This is a genomic window from Leuconostoc lactis KCTC 3528 = DSM 20202, assembly GCF_014651235.1.
GTDB classification, from domain to species: Bacteria; Bacillota; Bacilli; order Lactobacillales; family Lactobacillaceae; genus Leuconostoc; species Leuconostoc lactis.
Window position 1 is genome coordinate 1 of the sequence record NZ_BMWM01000029.1, and the last position, 18,219, is coordinate 18,219.

At 43.2% G+C, this 18,219-nt stretch carries 22 protein-coding genes; all 22 read right to left on the bottom strand.

What is annotated here, in order from left to right; genetic code table 11:
• Window positions 1-104: 104 nt before the first annotated feature.
• Window positions 105-674 (bottom strand): hypothetical protein, encoded by a 570-nt coding sequence (locus IE039_RS07320; protein WP_189428965.1) that lies wholly within the window; start codon window positions 672-674, stop codon window positions 105-107.
• Entirely contained in the window at window positions 675-1,076 is a 402-nt protein-coding gene (locus tag IE039_RS07325) for a DUF948 domain-containing protein (RefSeq protein WP_189428966.1), read from the bottom strand.
• 123 nt (window positions 1,077-1,199) lie between these two features.
• Window positions 1,200-2,756, bottom strand: a complete 1,557-nt coding sequence (gene rny / locus IE039_RS07330) for a ribonuclease Y (RefSeq protein WP_189428967.1) — start codon at window positions 2,754-2,756, stop codon at window positions 1,200-1,202.
• Window positions 2,757-2,855: 99 nt separating this feature from the next.
• The gene (smpB, locus tag IE039_RS07335) at window positions 2,856-3,320 is read right to left on the bottom strand and encodes an SsrA-binding protein SmpB (RefSeq protein WP_010004616.1); all 465 of its coding nucleotides are present in this window, start codon (window positions 3,318-3,320) and stop codon (window positions 2,856-2,858) included.
• A 44-nt stretch (window positions 3,321-3,364) separates the two neighbouring features.
• The gene (rnr, locus tag IE039_RS07340) at window positions 3,365-5,689 is read right to left on the bottom strand and encodes a ribonuclease R (RefSeq protein WP_189428968.1); all 2,325 of its coding nucleotides are present in this window, start codon (window positions 5,687-5,689) and stop codon (window positions 3,365-3,367) included.
• An 87-nt stretch (window positions 5,690-5,776) separates the two neighbouring features.
• Window positions 5,777-6,013 (bottom strand): preprotein translocase subunit SecG, encoded by a 237-nt coding sequence (secG, locus tag IE039_RS07345; RefSeq protein ID WP_278320906.1) that lies wholly within the window; start codon window positions 6,011-6,013, stop codon window positions 5,777-5,779.
• Window positions 6,014-6,114: 101 nt separating this feature from the next.
• A complete protein-coding gene (locus tag IE039_RS07350; protein ID WP_019040287.1) occupies window positions 6,115-6,888 on the bottom strand; it encodes a TrmH family RNA methyltransferase in 774 nt (257 codons plus the stop codon).
• A gap of 65 nt (window positions 6,889-6,953) precedes the next feature.
• Entirely contained in the window at window positions 6,954-7,868 is a 915-nt protein-coding gene (gene yidC, locus IE039_RS07355; protein WP_019040286.1) for a membrane protein insertase YidC, read from the bottom strand.
• A gap of 52 nt (window positions 7,869-7,920) precedes the next feature.
• Window positions 7,921-8,190: an acylphosphatase gene (locus tag IE039_RS07360; RefSeq protein WP_010004038.1), complete on the bottom strand. Its 270-nt coding sequence runs from the start codon at window positions 8,188-8,190 to the stop codon at window positions 7,921-7,923.
• Window positions 8,171-9,274 carry a sensor histidine kinase gene (locus tag IE039_RS07365; RefSeq protein ID WP_048701418.1) on the bottom strand — a complete coding sequence of 368 codons (1,104 nt, stop codon included), beginning with the start codon at window positions 9,272-9,274 and terminating at the stop codon, window positions 8,171-8,173. The genes IE039_RS07360 and IE039_RS07365 overlap by 20 nt, the downstream gene beginning before the upstream one ends.
• Window positions 9,275-9,282: 8 nt before the next feature.
• The gene (locus tag IE039_RS07370; RefSeq protein ID WP_010001175.1) at window positions 9,283-9,972 is read right to left on the bottom strand and encodes a response regulator transcription factor; all 690 of its coding nucleotides are present in this window, start codon (window positions 9,970-9,972) and stop codon (window positions 9,283-9,285) included.
• A 97-nt stretch (window positions 9,973-10,069) separates the two neighbouring features.
• A complete protein-coding gene (locus IE039_RS07375) occupies window positions 10,070-10,612 on the bottom strand; it encodes a YceD family protein (protein WP_189428969.1) in 543 nt (180 codons plus the stop codon).
• A gap of 19 nt (window positions 10,613-10,631) precedes the next feature.
• Window positions 10,632-11,810, bottom strand: coding sequence for a nucleotidyltransferase (locus IE039_RS07380; RefSeq protein WP_010005325.1), 1,179 nt, complete (start codon window positions 11,808-11,810; stop codon window positions 10,632-10,634).
• Entirely contained in the window at window positions 11,807-12,565 is a 759-nt protein-coding gene (locus IE039_RS07385; RefSeq protein ID WP_095652390.1) for a class I SAM-dependent methyltransferase, read from the bottom strand. Before IE039_RS07385 ends, IE039_RS07380 begins: the two co-directional genes overlap by 4 nt.
• Before the next feature lie 45 nt (window positions 12,566-12,610).
• Window positions 12,611-12,982: a ribosome silencing factor gene (gene rsfS, locus IE039_RS07390; protein ID WP_010001179.1), complete on the bottom strand. Its 372-nt coding sequence runs from the start codon at window positions 12,980-12,982 to the stop codon at window positions 12,611-12,613.
• A 34-nt stretch (window positions 12,983-13,016) separates the two neighbouring features.
• Window positions 13,017-13,598 carry a bis(5'-nucleosyl)-tetraphosphatase (symmetrical) YqeK gene (yqeK, locus tag IE039_RS07395; RefSeq protein WP_029509877.1) on the bottom strand — a complete coding sequence of 194 codons (582 nt, stop codon included), beginning with the start codon at window positions 13,596-13,598 and terminating at the stop codon, window positions 13,017-13,019.
• On the bottom strand, window positions 13,591-14,223 hold the full coding sequence (locus IE039_RS07400) for a nicotinate-nucleotide adenylyltransferase (RefSeq protein ID WP_189428970.1): 633 nt from the start codon (window positions 14,221-14,223) through the stop codon (window positions 13,591-13,593). Before IE039_RS07400 ends, yqeK begins: the two co-directional genes overlap by 8 nt.
• 18 nt (window positions 14,224-14,241) lie before the next feature.
• Window positions 14,242-14,556 carry a ribosome assembly RNA-binding protein YhbY gene (yhbY, locus tag IE039_RS07405; protein ID WP_010001183.1) on the bottom strand — a complete coding sequence of 105 codons (315 nt, stop codon included), beginning with the start codon at window positions 14,554-14,556 and terminating at the stop codon, window positions 14,242-14,244.
• Window positions 14,556-15,695, bottom strand: coding sequence for a ribosome biogenesis GTPase YqeH (gene yqeH / locus IE039_RS07410; RefSeq protein ID WP_055308285.1), 1,140 nt, complete (start codon window positions 15,693-15,695; stop codon window positions 14,556-14,558). Before yqeH ends, yhbY begins: the two co-directional genes overlap by 1 nt.
• Window positions 15,685-16,221, bottom strand: coding sequence for a YqeG family HAD IIIA-type phosphatase (locus IE039_RS07415; RefSeq protein ID WP_010002663.1), 537 nt, complete (start codon window positions 16,219-16,221; stop codon window positions 15,685-15,687). The genes yqeH and IE039_RS07415 overlap by 11 nt, the downstream gene beginning before the upstream one ends.
• A gap of 158 nt (window positions 16,222-16,379) precedes the next feature.
• Window positions 16,380-16,994 carry an aggregation-promoting factor C-terminal-like domain-containing protein gene (locus IE039_RS07420; RefSeq protein WP_010002662.1) on the bottom strand — a complete coding sequence of 205 codons (615 nt, stop codon included), beginning with the start codon at window positions 16,992-16,994 and terminating at the stop codon, window positions 16,380-16,382.
• A 335-nt stretch (window positions 16,995-17,329) separates the two neighbouring features.
• Window positions 17,330-18,219: PTS sugar transporter subunit IIC (locus tag IE039_RS07425; protein ID WP_229782858.1), on the bottom strand; the 890-nt coding region annotated here is incomplete at its 5' end.

The following is an 18,219-nucleotide window of genomic DNA, read 5'->3' on the forward strand; positions in this document are numbered from 1 at the left end:
CTGAAGTTTAATTTGTTTTGAAATTTTAGTCATAAATAAAACCCCGAAAGTTGCTTTAACTTTCGGGGTACGCCACAATATGTGAGCGCTTTTTTTATGCTTAATTATTTCACATCGTCGGCTTTTTCAGCAACTTTTTCAGCAGCCTTGTCGACATTTTCATTAACTTCTTTAGCCTTATCAGCAGCTTTATCAGAGAAATATTCAGCTTCAACTTGAGCCGCTTCAGCTAAATCACGCAATGTTTCATCAAGGTTAAGATCAGCTTGTGTCAATTCAATATCGTGATTATTGAACTTATCGCGTAATTCATTCAATGAGGCTTGTGCCTTATCCACATAACTTACAGCCAAATCCTTTGCCTTATTAACATAAGGTGTGGCTTGATCGGCTAATTGCTTCACTTGATCAGCAGCCAAATCAATCTTTTCGCCATACTTTTCTTGGCTCTTATCCTTTAATTCAGCAGCCTTAGCTTTAGCCTTTTCCGTTACATCACCAGCAAAATCAGCAGTCGCATAAGCGGCATCATAGGCCTTTTCACGCAAGGCATCTGATGTTTCAGTAGCCTTAGCTTTGAGTTCTTCTTGACGGTTCTTTGGCAATGCTTTAAACGCAGCCAATGCAGCTGCTCCCGCAGCAATCCCAATTAAAAATCCTTTAGCTTTTGACATTTACTTTGTCTCCTTTTTTGATGATTTTTTGTGACTATACTTACGCATAGCCGTTTTTGCAACAGATGCTGCCATACCCGTCGCACCAAAGCCGCGAACAAGCTTTGAGGCAGCAAATCGACTTGTCACACTTTGTACAGTGTCATTTAATTCTGATACCGTAACCGACAAGTCCGCAACTGCTTGCACAGTTGGATCTAATGTCTTCATTTTCTCGTTGACATCAGTCAATAGCTCATTGGCGTTGCCAAGAATTTCATTGCTCGAGCGGGCAATCGTGTCCACGTCGAACGTAATAATCTTAAGTGATTGCGTTAGGCGCATTAGGAATATACCGATAAATATTACCAGTAATAAGAAAGCAACCGCAAAAATGATAAGTACCCATTGTCCTGGTGCCATAAATCCCCCCATACCGTGATATTTAATGTATTTGCTGCAACCTACTGTATTAAAATAACATCATACTGGCACAACATAGTATAAGTATAACAAAAAAAGTTACTCAACGAGTAACTTTTTTTATTAGTGGGCATAGTCTGTTGCGCGTGTTTCGCGGACCACTGTAATCTTCACATGTCCAGGATATTCTAGCTTTTCCTCAACATCTGATTTAATATCATGTGCTAAGACTGTTGCCTGGATATCCGTTAATTTAGTTGGTTCGACAATCACGCGAACTTCACGTCCAGCTTGAATGGCAAAAGCACTTTCAACACCGTCATAACGGTTAGCAATGGCTTCAAGATCCTTCAAACGTTGGACATAGTTTTCAAGTGATTCACTGCGCGCTCCTGGACGGGCAGCACTAATGGCATCAGCAGCGGTCACTAATTCAGAAATTGGTGACGTTGCTGGTACATCGCCGTGATGTGACGCAATGGCATTGATCACATCAGGCTTTTCGTTAAATTTCTCGGCAAGACGTACGCCCAATTCCACGTGGGAACCTTCAACTTCAGCGTCAACCGACTTACCAATATCATGTATTAATCCAGCGCGCTTCGCAAGCGCGACATCCATTTTAAGCTCTGCTGCCATCATTCCCGCAAGTTTTGCGACCTCGATTGAATGTTGGAGCACATTTTGACCGTAAGACGTTCGATAATTCATCCGGCCAATCATTTTAATCAAATCTGGGTGCAGGCCACGTAGGCCAAGCTCAAATACCGCTTCTTCACCCTTTTCACGAATTGTTTCATCAATTTGTCGACGTGCCTTTTCAACAGTCTCTTCAATCCGTGAAGGATTAATGCGACCGTCTGCTACCAAGGCATCTAAGGCCATTTTAGCAATTTCACGACGAACTGGATCAAAGCCACTCAACACCACTGATTCTGGTGTATCATCAATGATTAAATCAATCCCTATCAATGATTCTAATGTGCGAATATTCCGACCTTCACGACCAATAATTCGGCCCTTCATGTCTTCGCTTGGTAAATGCACAACCGACACTGTGACATCCGCCACAGCATCTGCTGCCGACCGTTGAATCGCTTGCACAATAATATTGCGCGCGCGCTTTTCGGCTTCGCTCGTCGCGTCTTCTTCAGCTTCTTTCACTAAAGCAGCACGTTGACGTACCAAACTTTGTTTCGTTTGACTTAAAATTTGTTCTTTAGCGTCAACAGGCGTTAATTGGGCAATTTCTTCCAACTTTTCCTGTTGTGCTGTTACTAAGTCATTGGCAACTGTCTTTTTATGATTTGCATCATCCAAACGTTGCTGTACTTGGTTTTCTTTTTGAATCAATTGCGCATCACGCTGATTCAAGGCCGCATCTTTCTTGTCGAGGTTCGAGATGCGATCTTCAAGCCGTTGTTCTTGTTGCTGCAGTTGCTTTTGACGATCTTTGAAATCTAAATCCACTTGATTACGATAATCTTGGGCCATTTCTTTCGCGTCAGTTTTCGCTGCACGTATGAGACTTTTAGCTTCTTTGTTTGCTTCTTCAAGAATGTTAGCTGCAATTTGTTTCGTTGCGTTAATTTGTTTGTTATCTTGCCAAAGACGACCATAATAACCGACAACGAGACCAATCACGATTGCGAAGAGTGCTGAAATGATTGTTACTATCATGCGTGTCATTCCTTTCAGCTTGTGAAATTTCAACTATTCCACATATATTAAGTATAGCTGTAAACTTACTTAACGTCAAACCCAAAGCCGGTCCTGCGCTTAATGTTTTAAGCGCCGACCAAGCTCTCGTTCTTGGTCCCGACGTTTGATATCTTCGCGTTTATCATACTTCTTTTTTCCGCGACCAATGCCAATCAGGACTTTGGCAAAACCATGTTTCAGGTAGACCTTTAAGGGCACAATCGTGACCCCTGGTTCGGCCGCAGCGCGACTTAATTGATTGATTTCGCGTTTATGCAAAAGTAACGGTCGTGTTCTGGTTGGATCAACGTTGAATTGATTGCCTTGCGCATAAGGTGCAATTGTCACATTCGTTAATAGTGGTTGCCCATTATGAATCGTCACAAAACCATCCCCGATGGTAATTTGTCCCGCACGGACAGACTTAATTTCAGTCCCAGTTAATGCAATCCCAGCTTCAAACGTGTCTTCAATTGCATAATTAAACCGCGCCTTGCGATTTTGTGCAAGATATTTTTCTGTCTGTTGTTGCTTTTTTGCCATACTGTTCCCGCCACTAAAAAATTAGTCTTTCATTGCGCGTTGCTTTAGAAATTTCGCTTTGCATCACGCTTTTGGCCTTGCTTAGCATCTAGGTTACCGCGACGTTGTCGTGGTCCTTCAGACTTACCGCGACGCTCATTCTTACGACGCTCTTCGCGATTACGGCCTTTACCAAACTTACCATTGTTCTTTGACGCCACACGGATGTCGGTTGTTGGCGCATTTTCTGGATCCACTAACATAAAGTCAACAGTCCGTTCTTCTTTGTTAACCCGCAAAACTTTGACGCGCACCTTTTGACCAATTTGGAAAATACGGTGCTTTGAGCGACCAATCAAGGCAGCGTGTGCTTCATCGTATTCATAATGATCATCGGTCAAGTTAGAAATGTGCACTAATCCTTCAACCGTGTTTTCTAAGCTAATAAACAAGCCAAACTTCATGGCTGAATTGACAACACCGTCAAATTCCAGACCCACTTTGTCTAACATGTATTCGGCCTTCTTCAAAGCATCAACATCACGTTCCGTGTCAATCGCACGCCGTTCACGGGCACTGGTATCTTCACCAATTTGGCCGAGCTTATCGGCATATTTTGCTTGTGCTTCCGGACCATAACCATGCTTTTCATACCACTTAATGAGGCGGTGAACCGTCAAATCAGGGTAACGACGAATTGGTGATGTGAAGTGTGTATAGTAATCAGCTCCCAAACCAAAGTGGCCAATAGGATCTGGTGCATACTTCGCTTGCTTCATTGCCCGTAGCATCATCGTTGAAATCATTTGTTCAGCCGGATCACCAGCCACATCAGCCATTAACTGTTGCAACATTGCTGGTGTTACCTTGCTTGGATCACCATAAACGGTGTGTCCCAATGCCTTTGAAAATTCAAAGAATGACTTCGCGCGTTCTTCATCGGGCATCTCGTGAATACGATAAAGGAATGGCACTTCTAACTTGTCAAAGTGCTCCGCGACTGTTTCGTTTGCCACTAACATGAAGGACTCAATCATCCGTTCTGCTGTGCCACGTTCACGCAGCTTAATATCAACTGCCTTACCTTCATCGTCTACCACAACTTGTGCTTCTGGCGCATCAAATTCGATTGCCCCACGCTTTTTACGCATGTTGTACAAAATGTCATGTAATTCGCCCATGACTTTAAACATCGGTGTCAATTGTGCGTATTCGTCTTGCACAAACACATCACCATCAAGAATCTTGTTGACCGCATCATAAGTCATCCGCGCATGTGACTTAATCACAGATGTGTGCAAATGGTGGTTCACAACTTGTCCCTGTGGATTAATTTCCATTTCAACAGACATTGCCAAACGGACAACATTAGGATTTAATGACGCAATCCCGTTTGAAATGTTACGTGGCAACATTGGGATGACACGGTTTGTCAAATAAACCGATGTCCCACGCTTATAAGCTTCCGCATCAATCGTTGACCCTTCCGTGACGTAATGTGACACATCGGCAATGTGCACACCTAAATGATAATTCCCATTATCTAACTTCCAAGCCACAACGGCATCATCGATATCTTTCGTATCGGCACCATCAATTGTGACCAGTGTTTGTTCAGTCAAATCTTCACGACCGGCCCAATCAGATTTCGGCACGTCAACTAGAATTTTGGCTGCATCATCCAACACTTCTTGTGGGAATTCACTTGGTACTTTCTTAGAATAGACAATTTGCAAAATGTCCATTCCAGGTTCATCCTTGTAACCTAATGTTTCCGTCACCGTTGCCACTAGTTCACGTGGGTGAACTTTATCTGGGAAACGGGTAACATCCGCGACCACAACTTGACCATCGTTTGGCGTGATGCCATCAGCACTCACCAAAACTTTATAACCCATGGCCTTTTTGTCACTGAGTTTGATTTCTCCAATCATCCCCTTCGCCTCTGAGCCAAGTGAGAAAGTCCCCACAACCCGTTCAAAGGCGTGGCTGATAATTTCTTCTACCTTACCTTCAGGGCCACGGTCAGCTGATGCTGAAGGCTTAACTGTTGAAACCCGCACCGTATCACCTTGCATGGCTTGTAACGTATTTTCAGGATTGATAAAAAAGTCCGGTAATTCACTGTCATATTTAACAAAGCCAAATCCTTTGTCATTGGCATGATATTCACCAATCACATAGCCGGCATTGACGTTATATGAGAATTGGCCATCTTTTTCGACGGCTTCCCCATCACGCACAAGCGCATTCATCGCATTAACCACGTCTTGGTAGCCCGCAGCTGAATTCATGCGTAGGCCGTCCGCCATATTTTGTGCACTAAAGGATTGTTCGCGGTTTGCTTTTAAAAAACCGCCAATTTGAGATTTTAATTGTTCTACTGCCATAGTCTCCTCTTTCTATATTTCTCCAAAATAAAAATTTCCAAAATAAAAAGTCAGTCTACAAAAAGAGCAAACTGACCTTAATCATTCTTAATGCGCTGACAAGTACATTAAGGCGAAACCGATAATGAACCACAACCCGCCTAAAATAGCTGTTGTGCGTCGCATCACCGCTTCAAACCCGCGTGACTTACGTTCAGCGAATAAATCGCCAGCGCCACCTGATAAAGCAGATAACGCATCTTGTTGTTTACTTGGTTGCATCATGACTGTCACAATGAGCAATAGACCCACAACAATCAGAGCAACGGTGAGTATTTTTGCCACAGTCATAACTCCTCATTAAATCATTAATACCTATTATAACAAAAAATAACGTCTTGTGCACAGAATTTTTATCACAAGACGTTATTTATATCGCGGGCTGCTTAATTACCTGCCGCCAAACTAAACATTAAAATACCACCAGCAATAGCCACGTTCAAACTTTCCGCTTGACCTTGGATTGGGATATACAAGTTAGCCGTCGTTTTCGCTGCCAATTCTTCGGCCATACCTTGACCTTCGTTACCCACAATTAGCGCAAATTGCGTACTTGGTTCGATTTGACGGTAAGATTGCGCTGCTTCATCCAATTGTGAGCCATAAACTGGCAAGCCATTCGCAGTCAACGCATCTGTCCATTCATTCAAGTCGCCGTTTAAGACTTCCAAATGGAATTGTGACCCTTGCATGGCACGAACAACCTTTGGTGAATAAGCATCAGCTGTGCCTTCGCCCAAGACGACGCCTTTGAAGCCAGCAGCATCGGCCGTACGAACCAACGTACCAACATTACCTGGATCTTGAATCTTGTCAAGCAACAACCAAGCACCATCATGCACATAACTTGGATCAAACGTCTTGTCTGGCAATGAGATTTCGGCAAAAATGCCTTGTGGTGTATTCGTCCCAGCAATATGCTTGGCAACTTCTTCACTAATTTCAAAAGCTGGTACACCATGCGGTACATCCGGCAAGTGTTCAGCCATTTGGGCTTCTGTCGCCATCACGGCATGGAACTTGGCCTTTGCTTTAATAGCTTCTTCAACTAAATGCCAGCCATCTAGTAAATAAGTCTTGTTTTCAAGACGGCCTTTCTTAGTAGCGAGCTTTGCCCATGCTTTCACACGACTGTTTTGATTTGATAAAATACGATCCATAATAACTTCTTTCTGTTCTCTTGAGAACTAACAAAAGTACGCCAAATTTTTGGCGTACTTAAACATTAACGCTGCTGTTTACCAGCATTACGATTGCGCTTTGATTTTGGTGGTAATACTGATGTTTGTTCGGCTGCAGGTGCTGCTTGCGTGCCTGGTGTCGTTTGCGCACGATTTGCTAACAAATCATCTGCTGTTTTCTTAATTTTAAATTCACGCGCCACACGCTTTTCCAAACCAGGACGTTGGAAGTGCAGAATCAAAGACTGCAAGAGGGCAAATAAACCACCCACGATAAAGTACAAGCCAATTGCGCCACTGGCAATCATGGCAAACACAAAAATCATGATTGGACTGATCAACATCATGGTTGCTGACGCCTTCTTTTGTTCTTCTGGCATCCGTAACACGGCAATCCAAGCTTGCACCAAGTAAACCACACCGGCTGCAATCGCAAAGATCAATTGTGGTTGCCCTAAGCTAAGCCCAAAGAAAGTTGCCCCTTTCAATGCTGGAGCGTGCAAAATAGCAGCGTACAAACCAGAAAAAACTGGTAGTTGCATGGCTAAAGTCAAAAATGAAATACCGCCAATGACACTGACATCGTTTTCGCGATACAGTGACATCATCGCCATGCTGGCTTGTTGTTGTTCAGCAGATGTCCCTGCCTGACGTGAGATAGCCTGTAATTTATCAATTTCAGGCTTTAACTTTTGCATTTTAATTTGGTTAATTGTTGTGTTAACTTGTTGATTCAAGAAGAACGGCAACAAAATCAAACGCAAAATCGCTGTAATAATGATAATCGCCCAACCGATACCATTGACACCACCAATAACGTGCGCAATATTGGCCATGATATCTGCTAATGGTTGCCCAATCCAGCGGTACATACGACTATGTTGGCTATAGCCACCGGTAATTAAGATAATATCTAAAATCACAAAAGCTATTGTGAGGACGCGCTTGACTTGTTTCATGAGGTTATTTTTTTCTCCTGGTTATTACAGATAACCATTATACCAATAATTCCTACCTAATGGTAAAGTTTTTCCCTTCAAACGGCGCAATCGGCGTTTTAACGAGCTGTGTGACGTGACTATAGGCACCAGGTCCAGCAGCAATGATGGCTAAAAAACGATCAATAGCAGCCGGTTCACCCTGAATCGCCATTTCAACCGAGCCATCTGTTTTGTTCCGTACCCAACCACTGATGTGATGGCGTTCTGCTGCCTGCTGGGTAAACCAACGAAAGCCAACGCCTTGGACACGACCATAAACATTAATTTGATAGCTGACCATGCTGCGCCTCCCGATAAAGTGGTAAGTGGATGGTAAAAATTGACCCCGATCCCAAGGCACTTTCAATGGCAATTTCACCACCGTAAGCGTTAACTAGGCGTTGGGCAATACTCAAACCAAGCCCATTGCCCCCTTTGGCACGGGAACGTGCTTTATCAACACGATAAAAACGATCAAACACCCGTCCCGCATCTTCAGTCGATAACCCTTCACCGAAGTCTTGGACCCCGATTTCAACACGATTAGCCGTCTGTGACAAGGCAAAATGAATTTCCTTACGATCTGTTGAATATTTTACTGCATTATCCGCTAAGATAATTAAGATTTGTTCCATGTGATCCTGACGAACTTTCACATTCGCTTCATGCGTTAAGTCATCATCCAAGGTGAAAATAAAATCTGGATGAATCAACTTAAAGTTGTCATAAACACGATGCACCAAACCACCAATTTCCGTGATTTCTTGAACATTTTCAATTGGAATTTGTTCCGCACGGGTCAGGTTTAACATTTCATTGATCAGTGTTTCCATCCGTTGCATCTCGGCAAGGGATGATTTAATCGAATCATCCAACACTTCCGGTTCATCTTTCCCCCAGCGATTAAGCAAATCCATATGCCCTTTCACAATGGTAACGGGGGTTCTCAGCTCATGGGAGACATCGGAAACGAATTGTTGCTGCGCAGCAATCAAATTTTGTAGCCGATCAATCATCCGATTTAACACACTGACCAAATCCGAAAATTCATCATTAGGGCCGGTCTGTTTCGCCCGCACCTCAGTCATCGGATCATCACGTAACGCTTCAATGGTTGTCTCAATTGACTTGACGGGACGTAAAATCAGACGCGTTAGTAGAAAAGCAAAAATAAAAATGGCCACGCCGCCTAAAAAGACGGTTCCCCATAACCAATGGTATAAATGGACAGGTAGTGTGCCATAATATTGTTTAATTCGCGCAATGACAATCAGCGTAAAGAAAATGAAGACAACAAAAAAACCAGACGCCATCCCCAGTGACAGTTGCCAACCTAATGAGAAACGACGTGCGGCTTTTTGAGTTGTATTTTTTTTGTCAACCATAGTATTTATTAGCTGCGCATCACATAGCCAGTACCACGAACAGTCTGGATATAAGATGCTTTACTTTCTGGATCGTCAATTTTGTTACGTAAGTAACGGATGTACACATCAACTACGTTGGTTTCAACTTCAGAGTCAAAGCCCCAAACTTCCTTCAACAATTGTTCACGTGATTGCACAACGTTAATGTTTTCAACCAACGTCAAGAGCAAGTCATATTCACGCTTTGTCAAATTGATAATTTGGTCATCACGACGTGCGATACGATTTTCTTTTTCAATTCGCAAGTCTTTGAAGTTAATAATTGACCGGTGCTTATCACTTGATTCCGTTTCGATTGCAATACGACGAAGGAGTGACCGAATACGTGCCAACAATTCTTCAATGGCAAATGGCTTCACCAAGTAATCATCTGCCCCGTAATCCAAACCTGAAACACGATCAATCACTGAATCACGTGCTGTCATCATAATGATTGGTGTCTTCTTTGTTTCACGCAAACGACGGGCAACTTCCAAGCCGTTTAATTCCGGCAACATCAAGTCAAGCAAAATAACATCATAGTTATTTTCCAGTGCGGCGTCTAGTCCTGAACGACCATCTAAAACTGTTTCGACTTCATAGCCTTCATGCTTTAGTTCAAGGCCGACAAACTTTGCCAAGTTTTCTTCATCTTCAACAATCAATACTTTGCTCATTTTTTGTCCTCAATAGTTAAATCGGCAACGCCGAATCCAATTCTTTTACTTCCCTATATTTTAGAGTAGTTTCTAAAAATTTGCAAGTTTTTTCTCATTATTTGAAAAAATCGTCTAATTTTGCTAGTCTTGGGTCCAACTGCTCGGTTTCTGCTGCTTTTTTCTCATTTTCATAAGTTGATTCACTGATAACATGCCAATCTTGTCCAGATGGTAACACATCATTTTCCAGCTCTTCCGCCGTCAAAATTTGCAACGGTAATTCAGCTACAATGTTGTCAAGAACGGCTTCGTCGACGTTAAGTGTATCATTTTCTAATACAAACACAGGATCGGTCTCTTCAAAGTCAGCCAACCGCTTCTCATCTTCAACATAACGTTCTTCAATCACCAAATCCACTGGCCGTACAACTGGTGCTAATGATCGTGATGACGGCACTGTGACTTCCCCTGTCACATGCGCGTTAAGTAGCAAATCGTCTTGGTCAGTGTATTTAATTTGCCCAGTCACGTGAAGTGGTGACAAAGCTAAAATGGTGTCTGGAAAACGTGTCTTAGCCAATGTCTCAAGCGTTAAATCTTCATCGAAAGTTAACGCATTTTGGCGAAATTTTTGTAGTTGATTTTTATGATATTTCATTTATTTCTCCCCTGTCTGCTTATTTTTGGCCGGTTACATGAATCGGCTGACGTGTCACGTCCTGTTGTTGCCCAGGCTCATTGGCCAATAACTGCCAGATTTTACCCGCTTTATAATCTAATCGCAAGTTAGCTTTGGCAAGATTTTGATCCACTTTACTAATCAACGGTAACGTTACCGTCTTTTTAATCTGATTGAGGAATTGTTGTCCTGCATCGGTAAATCCAAGAATGCGCAAATAAGGATCTTGCATGGCCGCCTGCATTTGATCAACCTTAATATTGAGTAACGTATACAACAACGTGCGCTGCATCCGCGCAAAAGTATAGCGCTTTGATTTCACTGCCTTAATAAAGCTCTGATAATTTTTGGGACCAGGTTCACCCAGCGCTACTGCCGCTACGCGATGTTCTAAGCCTTCAGCCATTTGATAAACTTGCCCCAACTGCCCAATTGTATCCGTCATTAAGCGGTACTTCAATAATTGCCAAAATGGCGTTTCAAAGGCAATCGTATGTGGGGCTTGTGCAACCGCCTGTAATGTCGCTTCTGGCACAACGCCCTGTACTTTGTCAAGTTTGCCTTTATGCAAGGCCAAACGGATTGATGAGGCCGATGCAATGGTTTGATCATCAGCAAAACTTTGATCGTGATACCCAGCAGCCACCCGTTGGATGGGATGTAATGTCATGTCAACGCCCAATTTAATGACCGCTTTGGCATAGCCAAATGCCAAAATATCATTTGGATCTTCTAACACGAACCCCGTCTCTGCGGCCAATTGTGTGGCATAAGCATGGGCAAAAGTTTGATTTTTTTCTTGGAAAGCATGACCGTCTTCAACACTTGGTGCTTGTTCAGCGAGTTTTAAAAAATCAACATCTGCATGTTCGCTCCCAAAAACCATGTCTGTGATGCCCATTGCTGACAATAAGCGCACCGCACCTTCTGCGAAAATATGACTGGGTTGTACCGCATAAAAAGTTGGCAACTCAATAACGAGATCGACCCCATTTTCCAGTGCTGTTTGCGCCCGTGTCCATTTATCAAATAAAGCGGGTTCCCCACGTTGGACAAAATTACCCGACATCACGGCCACCACAACATCGGCCCCAGTCACCGCTTTGGCTTGTTGTATGTGGTAACGATGCCCATTATGAAATGGATTGTATTCAGTTACTAAACCAACAACTTTCATGCTTTCACCGCCTTAAAGAACCAGCGATCTGTGGCATCATCAATGGTACTGTCACCAAAGTCCGCCGACACCGCTATTTGCTCAAATCCTGCTAAACGTAGTTCGCGTTCATAGGTCGCCAAATCATACGTTTGTTCATGATGAATTTCACGTAAAATTTTAAACCCGTCAATCTGCTCGTCATACACGAAAAACTTTAAATCATGGTCAACACTGTTGGCCGCTTCCCCTGGATAACTTGTCCACATGAAGATATTGTCGGCATCATCATCGTTATTATAGTAATAGTCAGCATAACCAACATTAACCTGATGCGGTGTAATGACGTCAAATAAAAACTGACCGCCCTTTTCCAGATGAGCGGCAACTTCACGGATGGTTGCCTGAAAATCGGCCAACGTTGGCAAATAATTTAACGCATCCGCAAAACTCACAATCGTTGGATAGGTTTTCTGCCAATCTGACCAATCGCGCATATCGGCTTGTAACAAGTTCACATCCACGCCAGCTGCGGCGGCGTGCTGTTGGGCCAACGTTAACATCTCGGCCGACATATCCAGTACATCAACTTGGTAACCGCGTTGCGCCAATAAAACAGCCAATCGCCCGGCACCACCACCAAGATCTAAGATGTCGCCTGGTTGCGTTTGACTGGTCACAAAGTCTGCCCAGGCACGATACATCTCTTGATCAAATAATTGATCGTATTTCGCCGCAAAGGTTGAATAATTATTTTGTAAATTTTCGTTTGTCATAAGTTCTATTTTAACAGAAAAAAGACGAGCTGCCGCTCATCTCAATTAATCAGTTACCAATAATTCTGTGATATCAACATATGGTGCATCATGCCAGAGGCGTTCCAAGTTGTAGAAATCACGTTGTTCTGTTGAAAAGACATGGACAATAACGTCGCCTAAGTCAATCAACACCCAATCCGCTGCTTGGAAGCCTTCAATTAACTTAACTTCGCCACCAGCTTCTTGAATTTTGTCTTTTACTTCCGTCACAATTGCCTGTACTTGCCGGTTTGAAGCGGCATCGGCAATGACAAAGTAATCAGCCATCAAGCTGACTTGTTGCATATCAAGGGCCACAATGTTGTTGGCCTTTTTGTCATCTACAGCCTTAATAGCTGTTTCTAATACTGTTTTTACATCTAATGCTGTTGTCAAAATATTTGCCTTTACTTTCGTTTATACGTTGCCCTTAAGCACGGGGCAACCAATAATTATAGGTTGTAATACTCTTTGGATAAATCGGTGTTTCTTTTTCGACCAAACGTAAAACGGTGTGGACAATTTGGTATTTTATACCGGCAGCCAGTGATTGGTCCGTCAAAGTACGCGCTGTTTCAACCCCTGGAAAAGTCCGCCCCAGCTCCAAGTAATCTGCCATAAAAATGATCTGTGATAACAAAGACATGTCTGCCCCTGATCCCGTTGTGTGTTGCCGAACCGCTGTTAAGATGTCTGGGTCATCAATCCCCAACTCATCACGAATCATTTCTGCCCCAACGACACCATGCCAAATGTAATTACCCCAATTCACTAAATCAGGATCCAAATTCTTGGCCTGAATCACAGCAAGAAAATCCTCATCAGCGCGTTCTTTTGCATAGTCATGCACGAGTGCGGCAATTTCAGCCTTTTCTGGTGACACACCATACTGTTTCGCTAATTTAAGCGCGTAATCTCTGACACGTAAGACATGTTGGAAACGATAGTCCGACAGTTGCGCGGCAACACGCGTTTCGAGTTCTGCAATACTGCCATCAAAATACTTAGTCATATAGCCCCCGATATAAATGATATTCTTCAATAAAATAACTCACCCGTTCTGGTACCAGATAACGAATACTTTGGTTTAACCGCAGTTTTGTCCGAATTTCTGAAGCAGAAATTTGAATTTTGGGTACGTCACACCAAATAATGGGATAGTCCGATTGGCCTGCCTGTTGCGTCGTTTTACCGGCTGCTAGTTGCACCAACTGTACCAGGTCATCAATATGTGCCCAAGTTGGCAGTTTTTCAACGAGATCACCACCCATGATGAAGGTGTAAGCATTTTCCGGATGCGCTTGCGTCAGGGCCAACATCGTTTGATAGGTCAAAGATGGCCCACCATGATAGATTTCAATCAATTCAAGGTCAAAGAAAGGATTGCCCATAATCGCTTGGCGAACCATTTGAACACGATCCGCAGGCGCAATCGCATGGCGCCCGTCTACCGGTTGCGCATTTGGCATCCAATAAACCTTTTCCAAACCCAATTGCCGCCCAATACTTTCCGCTAACACCAATTGCCCAATATGTGGTGGATCAAAAGTGCCACCAAAAATACCGACACGATGTTGCGGTTGCACGGGGGCTTCCTGCAGTTGCCTTTGTGTGATCGTTGTTGCTATCCCTTGCATTGACATGACTACCTTTGATTAAATCTTTGCTAATGCCACAGAAATTTTCTTATATTTATCTTCTTGCGCTGGCAAGTACAACACCAGCGTCCGGCCGATCACTTGTGCGACCGTAATATCTGAGTGTGATTGAATAAAATCAGCTACCGCTTGCGCAGAATCATCCGCACTTTGCTGAATGCTAATTTTAATTAATTCACGCTTGGCAATTGCCAAGACAATTTCATCAACCCAAGCTTGGGTCAACCCATTTTTACCAACCGAAAAAATAGGTGAGAGTGTGTTTGCTTGTGCGCGCAAAAAGCGCTTTTGCTTTCCAGTGAGTTGTAACATTAAATCATTGCCTTTCGAATAAGGACAGAAACGCCCTGTGGTGCCCAGCCGCTGACTTGTACGCCAGCTGGCACAGAAATCCAACCCAAACCTGCAAACACAATATCACTCTTTTCAGTCGTTTTAAATGTGTGCTTCACAAGTGGGGTTGCCGTTTTTGGTGCCGGTGTTAATAACGTCCCAACATGCTTCTCATAAAAAGCATCTGCACCGGCCAGTTTTGTCCGGTGTAAATTGAGATTATTTTCAAAATATGCCGTAAATGAGGCACGTTCACCTGATTCAAAATCAAAGCGAGCGAGCCCACCAATAAATAGGGTTTGTTCTGGATTCAATTGGTAAGTGCGTGGCTTAATTTCATTTTTAGGCAACGCATACTTCAAATCTTTGTCCGACAACACGTGCGCAATTTGGTCACGCTTGATAATCCCTGGTGTGTCAATCAAATGCTTCCCATCAGATAGCGGAATTTCGATTCGATCTAACGTTGTCCCTGGGAAACGTGAGGTCGTAATTAAATCCTTCACCCCTGTGCTTGTCTTAATAATTTGGTTAATCAACGTTGACTTCCCAACATTGGTTACCCCAACGACAAAGACATCACGGCCGGCACGTAATTCATCAATTTCAGCCAACAACGCATCAAGATTTTGTGGGTGCGTCGCTGACGTCAAGAAAATATCGACTGGCTTAATGCCTTGCGCCTTCAATTCGGCTTGCAACCAATTTTTCAATCGGTTTTTGTTCAATAACTTTGGCAATAAGTCTACCTTGTTGGCCACTACCAAAATTGGATTGTCTTGTCCCACAAAGCGTGGCAAGCCAGAAATTTCTGAACCCGTCACATCAAAGACATCAATCACGTAAACAATCAAAGCGCGTGTGTCGGAAATTTGGTGCAACAAGCTCGCAAAGTCATCATCAGTCAATTCTACGGGTTGAATTTCATTATAATGCCGCAAACGGAAGCACCGTTGGCAAAGTAATTCATCCCGATCAATCGCCTTCTTTAAGGCACTCATTGGCAGATAACCCGACTTATTTGGGTCATCAACCTGGATTAAAGCGCCACAGCCAATGCAGCGCAAACCATCATTTAATTCTTCTCGGACATATGCGTCCGTTACTTCAGTTGTCACGAAGTGATTTCTCCCATTTTAAGTTTGGATGTGCACGAAAAACAATTTTTTTCACTTGCTTTTCAATACTACGATTAAGCCACGTTTGCCACATGTCTGAGTCAATTAAACGTTTAACAAGGACACTACGTACGCCGGCTGCATGTGCTGCCCAAATGTCGGTCAACATTTGATCCCCCACCATAATAACCGATTGCCGATCAAGATGGTGTGTTCGCAAAACATGCAAAATACCTCTTGGTAATGGTTTAAGCGACCAGGAAACGAATTGTACCCCTAACGGTTCAACGGCCTTCGCTACGCGTTTGGTGGTATTGTTTGACACCACAATCAACTCGATCCCACCTTCACGTAAATCAGCTAACCACTGACGCAATTCGGGGGTGCCATTTGGATTGTTCCAAGCGAGTAATGTATTATCCAGATCAGCTAGGACCGTTTTGACGCCATGAGCTTTCAGGTCGTCAACTGTCAAATCATATATTCTTTCAACCATATAGGTTGGCGTAAATTGTTCTAAGCGCATGCAAATCATCATCCAGTTTATTTATTCTATTCTATTATACACTACTCTGCCACTAAATTTGACACCACTCTTGTCGTGGACAAATTAGGACCAAAATAGAAAAAGCACACCGGAGTGTACTTTTACATTTGAACCGTATGATTCACACCAAACAAGGCTTAATACCAATTGTTCGCTTGCCAATGTGCAATGGCTTGCGCCACTGTGCCATAACGATCAGCAATATATTTTTGCATGGCTTCAAGTTGCACCGCGTAGTTACCGCGATAGTTTTGGCCTGGGACGTATTTGGCATAATAATTTTCGCTTAATTGGCCAATCCCATAGTAAGGCCCGTTTTGTGCGTTAACGTTACCGCTACTTTCACGCGCGATTAACCATTGCAAATCACCAGAAACTGGTGCTGGTGTTGCTTCAGCTGGCTTGGCTGGTGTTACAACTGGTGTCACAACAGCAGGCGCGGCTGCCGGCGCTGCCGGTGTCGCAACTGGTTCTGCAACAGCAACAGCTGGTGCTGCTTCAGCCGGCGCAGTTGCCGCTGGTGTTGTGTCTTGTTCAGCAGTAGCATGTGCCGCCACTGCTTGACTGACTGACAATTGGACTGACTTCACGTCAGCTAATGAAGCAACAGCTCGGTCTACCGCTTTTACATTAACTTGTTCGTTTAATGAAGCGGCATCCGTTGGATGACTTTCAGCTTTAAGTTGCGCGCCGAGAACCCCCAACGTCATACCAGTTACTGTTGCACTTGTGATTAAAATTTTCTTTAACATCATGTGACTTATTTTGACGTATCAACATTACATATATGTAACATAGCCAATCAAAAACCAGTACAAAAACCTTTTAATATACAAACATACAACAATATATATATTTAAAAAGTCATCCCAACCCAAAAAATCGGCTGAACACGCAGTATCATGGTGCTTTTAAAACGAGGCTAAAAACGCTGATTGGTGAAAAATACCCCGCAATTCCGATATAAAACATGATTTATTTAATATTTTTGTAACATTGGTGCGAAATTTTGTTACATTGCTCAACGCTTTTGTCAAATAAAAACGCCACCTCATTAATTTGAGGTGACGCTAATACGTACTAAATTTTATAGTTCTTGTTCAAAATCAGCTGGTGTATACAACTTCAACCAGTTACTGAAGATGAATTGTGCAATAAATCCGGCAATGATTGGAATAACAATCCAAGCAATCAAAGCTGTAAATGGATTAATGAAGTGGTTCATCACGTTTGCTGGAATTGATGGATCCTTCACCATTGATTGGATTGGTGAAACTAATCCAATGTAACCGAATCCGGCAGTTGTTGGTGTCCCTTGAATGTTGAACAACGCAACTGGCACGGCAGAGATAGCCGCTGCCAGCATGAATGGTAGCATGGTTACCGGCTTAGCAAATACAGATGGCATCATACCCTTCATGGCACCTAGCGCAATCGCTACTGTGACACCAGGCTTGTTAACACGCCATGAGTTAATCAACAACACAATTGTTGTGGCCACAACACCCATTGCGGCAGCACCAGAACCGATACCTGACAATGAAATAGCCAAAGCAATACCAACAGTTGAAACAGGTGTAATAATGATAATTGAGAACGCCATGGCAATCAACATAACCATTGGAATTGGTGCCAAACGTGTGAACGTTTCAATCAAGTTACCAATCCAAGTTGTGACAGCCCCAACGTAAGGTGCAATCATCTTACCAAACAAACCAACACCACCACCGATGATGATTGGGCTCAAAATGATGGCAACAGAACCAAAGCCCTTCAAGTAACGGGCAACTAACCATGTCACAAAGACTGCAACGGCTGCCACGATCATGGCATTGATCACATCACCAGCGCCGCTAGCAATGTAGATATTACTTGGCGCAATTGTCTTAGCCCCTGTAATTGGGTTCGGCAGATTGCAAGAAATAACTTGAACGAATTTAGTGACGTAGATTAAGTAAGAAGATCTCGATTGGTGTA

Coding starts and splice junctions, on each gene's coding strand:
- IE039_RS07325 (WP_189428966.1), bottom strand. CDS start 1,076: ATGGCACCAGGACAATGGGTACTTATCATTTTTGCGGTTGCTTTCTTA.
- rny (WP_189428967.1), bottom strand. CDS start 2,756: ATGATAGTAACAATCATTTCAGCACTCTTCGCAATCGTGATTGGTCTC.
- yidC (WP_019040286.1), bottom strand. CDS start 7,868: ATGAAACAAGTCAAGCGCGTCCTCACAATAGCTTTTGTGATTTTAGAT.
- IE039_RS07365 (WP_048701418.1), bottom strand. CDS start 9,274: ATGGTTGACAAAAAAAATACAACTCAAAAAGCCGCACGTCGTTTCTCA.
- IE039_RS07415 (WP_010002663.1), bottom strand. CDS start 16,221: ATGCGCTTAGAACAATTTACGCCAACCTATATGGTTGAAAGAATATAT.
- yqeK (WP_029509877.1), bottom strand. CDS start 13,598: ATGACTAAGTATTTTGATGGCAGTATTGCAGAACTCGAAACGCGTGTT.
- IE039_RS07370 (WP_010001175.1), bottom strand. CDS start 9,972: ATGAGCAAAGTATTGATTGTTGAAGATGAAGAAAACTTGGCAAAGTTT.
- rnr (WP_189428968.1), bottom strand. CDS start 5,689: ATGGCAGTAGAACAATTAAAATCTCAAATTGGCGGTTTTTTAAAAGCA.
- smpB (WP_010004616.1), bottom strand. CDS start 3,320: ATGGCAAAAAAGCAACAACAGACAGAAAAATATCTTGCACAAAATCGC.
- IE039_RS07420 (WP_010002662.1), bottom strand. CDS start 16,994: ATGTTAAAGAAAATTTTAATCACAAGTGCAACAGTAACTGGTATGACG.
- IE039_RS07400 (WP_189428970.1), bottom strand. CDS start 14,223: ATGCAAGGGATAGCAACAACGATCACACAAAGGCAACTGCAGGAAGCC.
- IE039_RS07380 (WP_010005325.1), bottom strand. CDS start 11,810: ATGAAAGTTGTTGGTTTAGTAACTGAATACAATCCATTTCATAATGGG.
- IE039_RS07320 (WP_189428965.1), bottom strand. CDS start 674: ATGTCAAAAGCTAAAGGATTTTTAATTGGGATTGCTGCGGGAGCAGCT.
- IE039_RS07350 (WP_019040287.1), bottom strand. CDS start 6,888: ATGGATCGTATTTTATCAAATCAAAACAGTCGTGTGAAAGCATGGGCA.
- IE039_RS07360 (WP_010004038.1), bottom strand. CDS start 8,190: ATGGTCAGCTATCAAATTAATGTTTATGGTCGTGTCCAAGGCGTTGGC.
- IE039_RS07375 (WP_189428969.1), bottom strand. CDS start 10,612: ATGAAATATCATAAAAATCAACTACAAAAATTTCGCCAAAATGCGTTA.
- IE039_RS07385 (WP_095652390.1), bottom strand. CDS start 12,565: ATGACAAACGAAAATTTACAAAATAATTATTCAACCTTTGCGGCGAAA.
- yhbY (WP_010001183.1), bottom strand. CDS start 14,556: ATGTTACAACTCACTGGAAAGCAAAAGCGCTTTTTGCGCGCACAAGCA.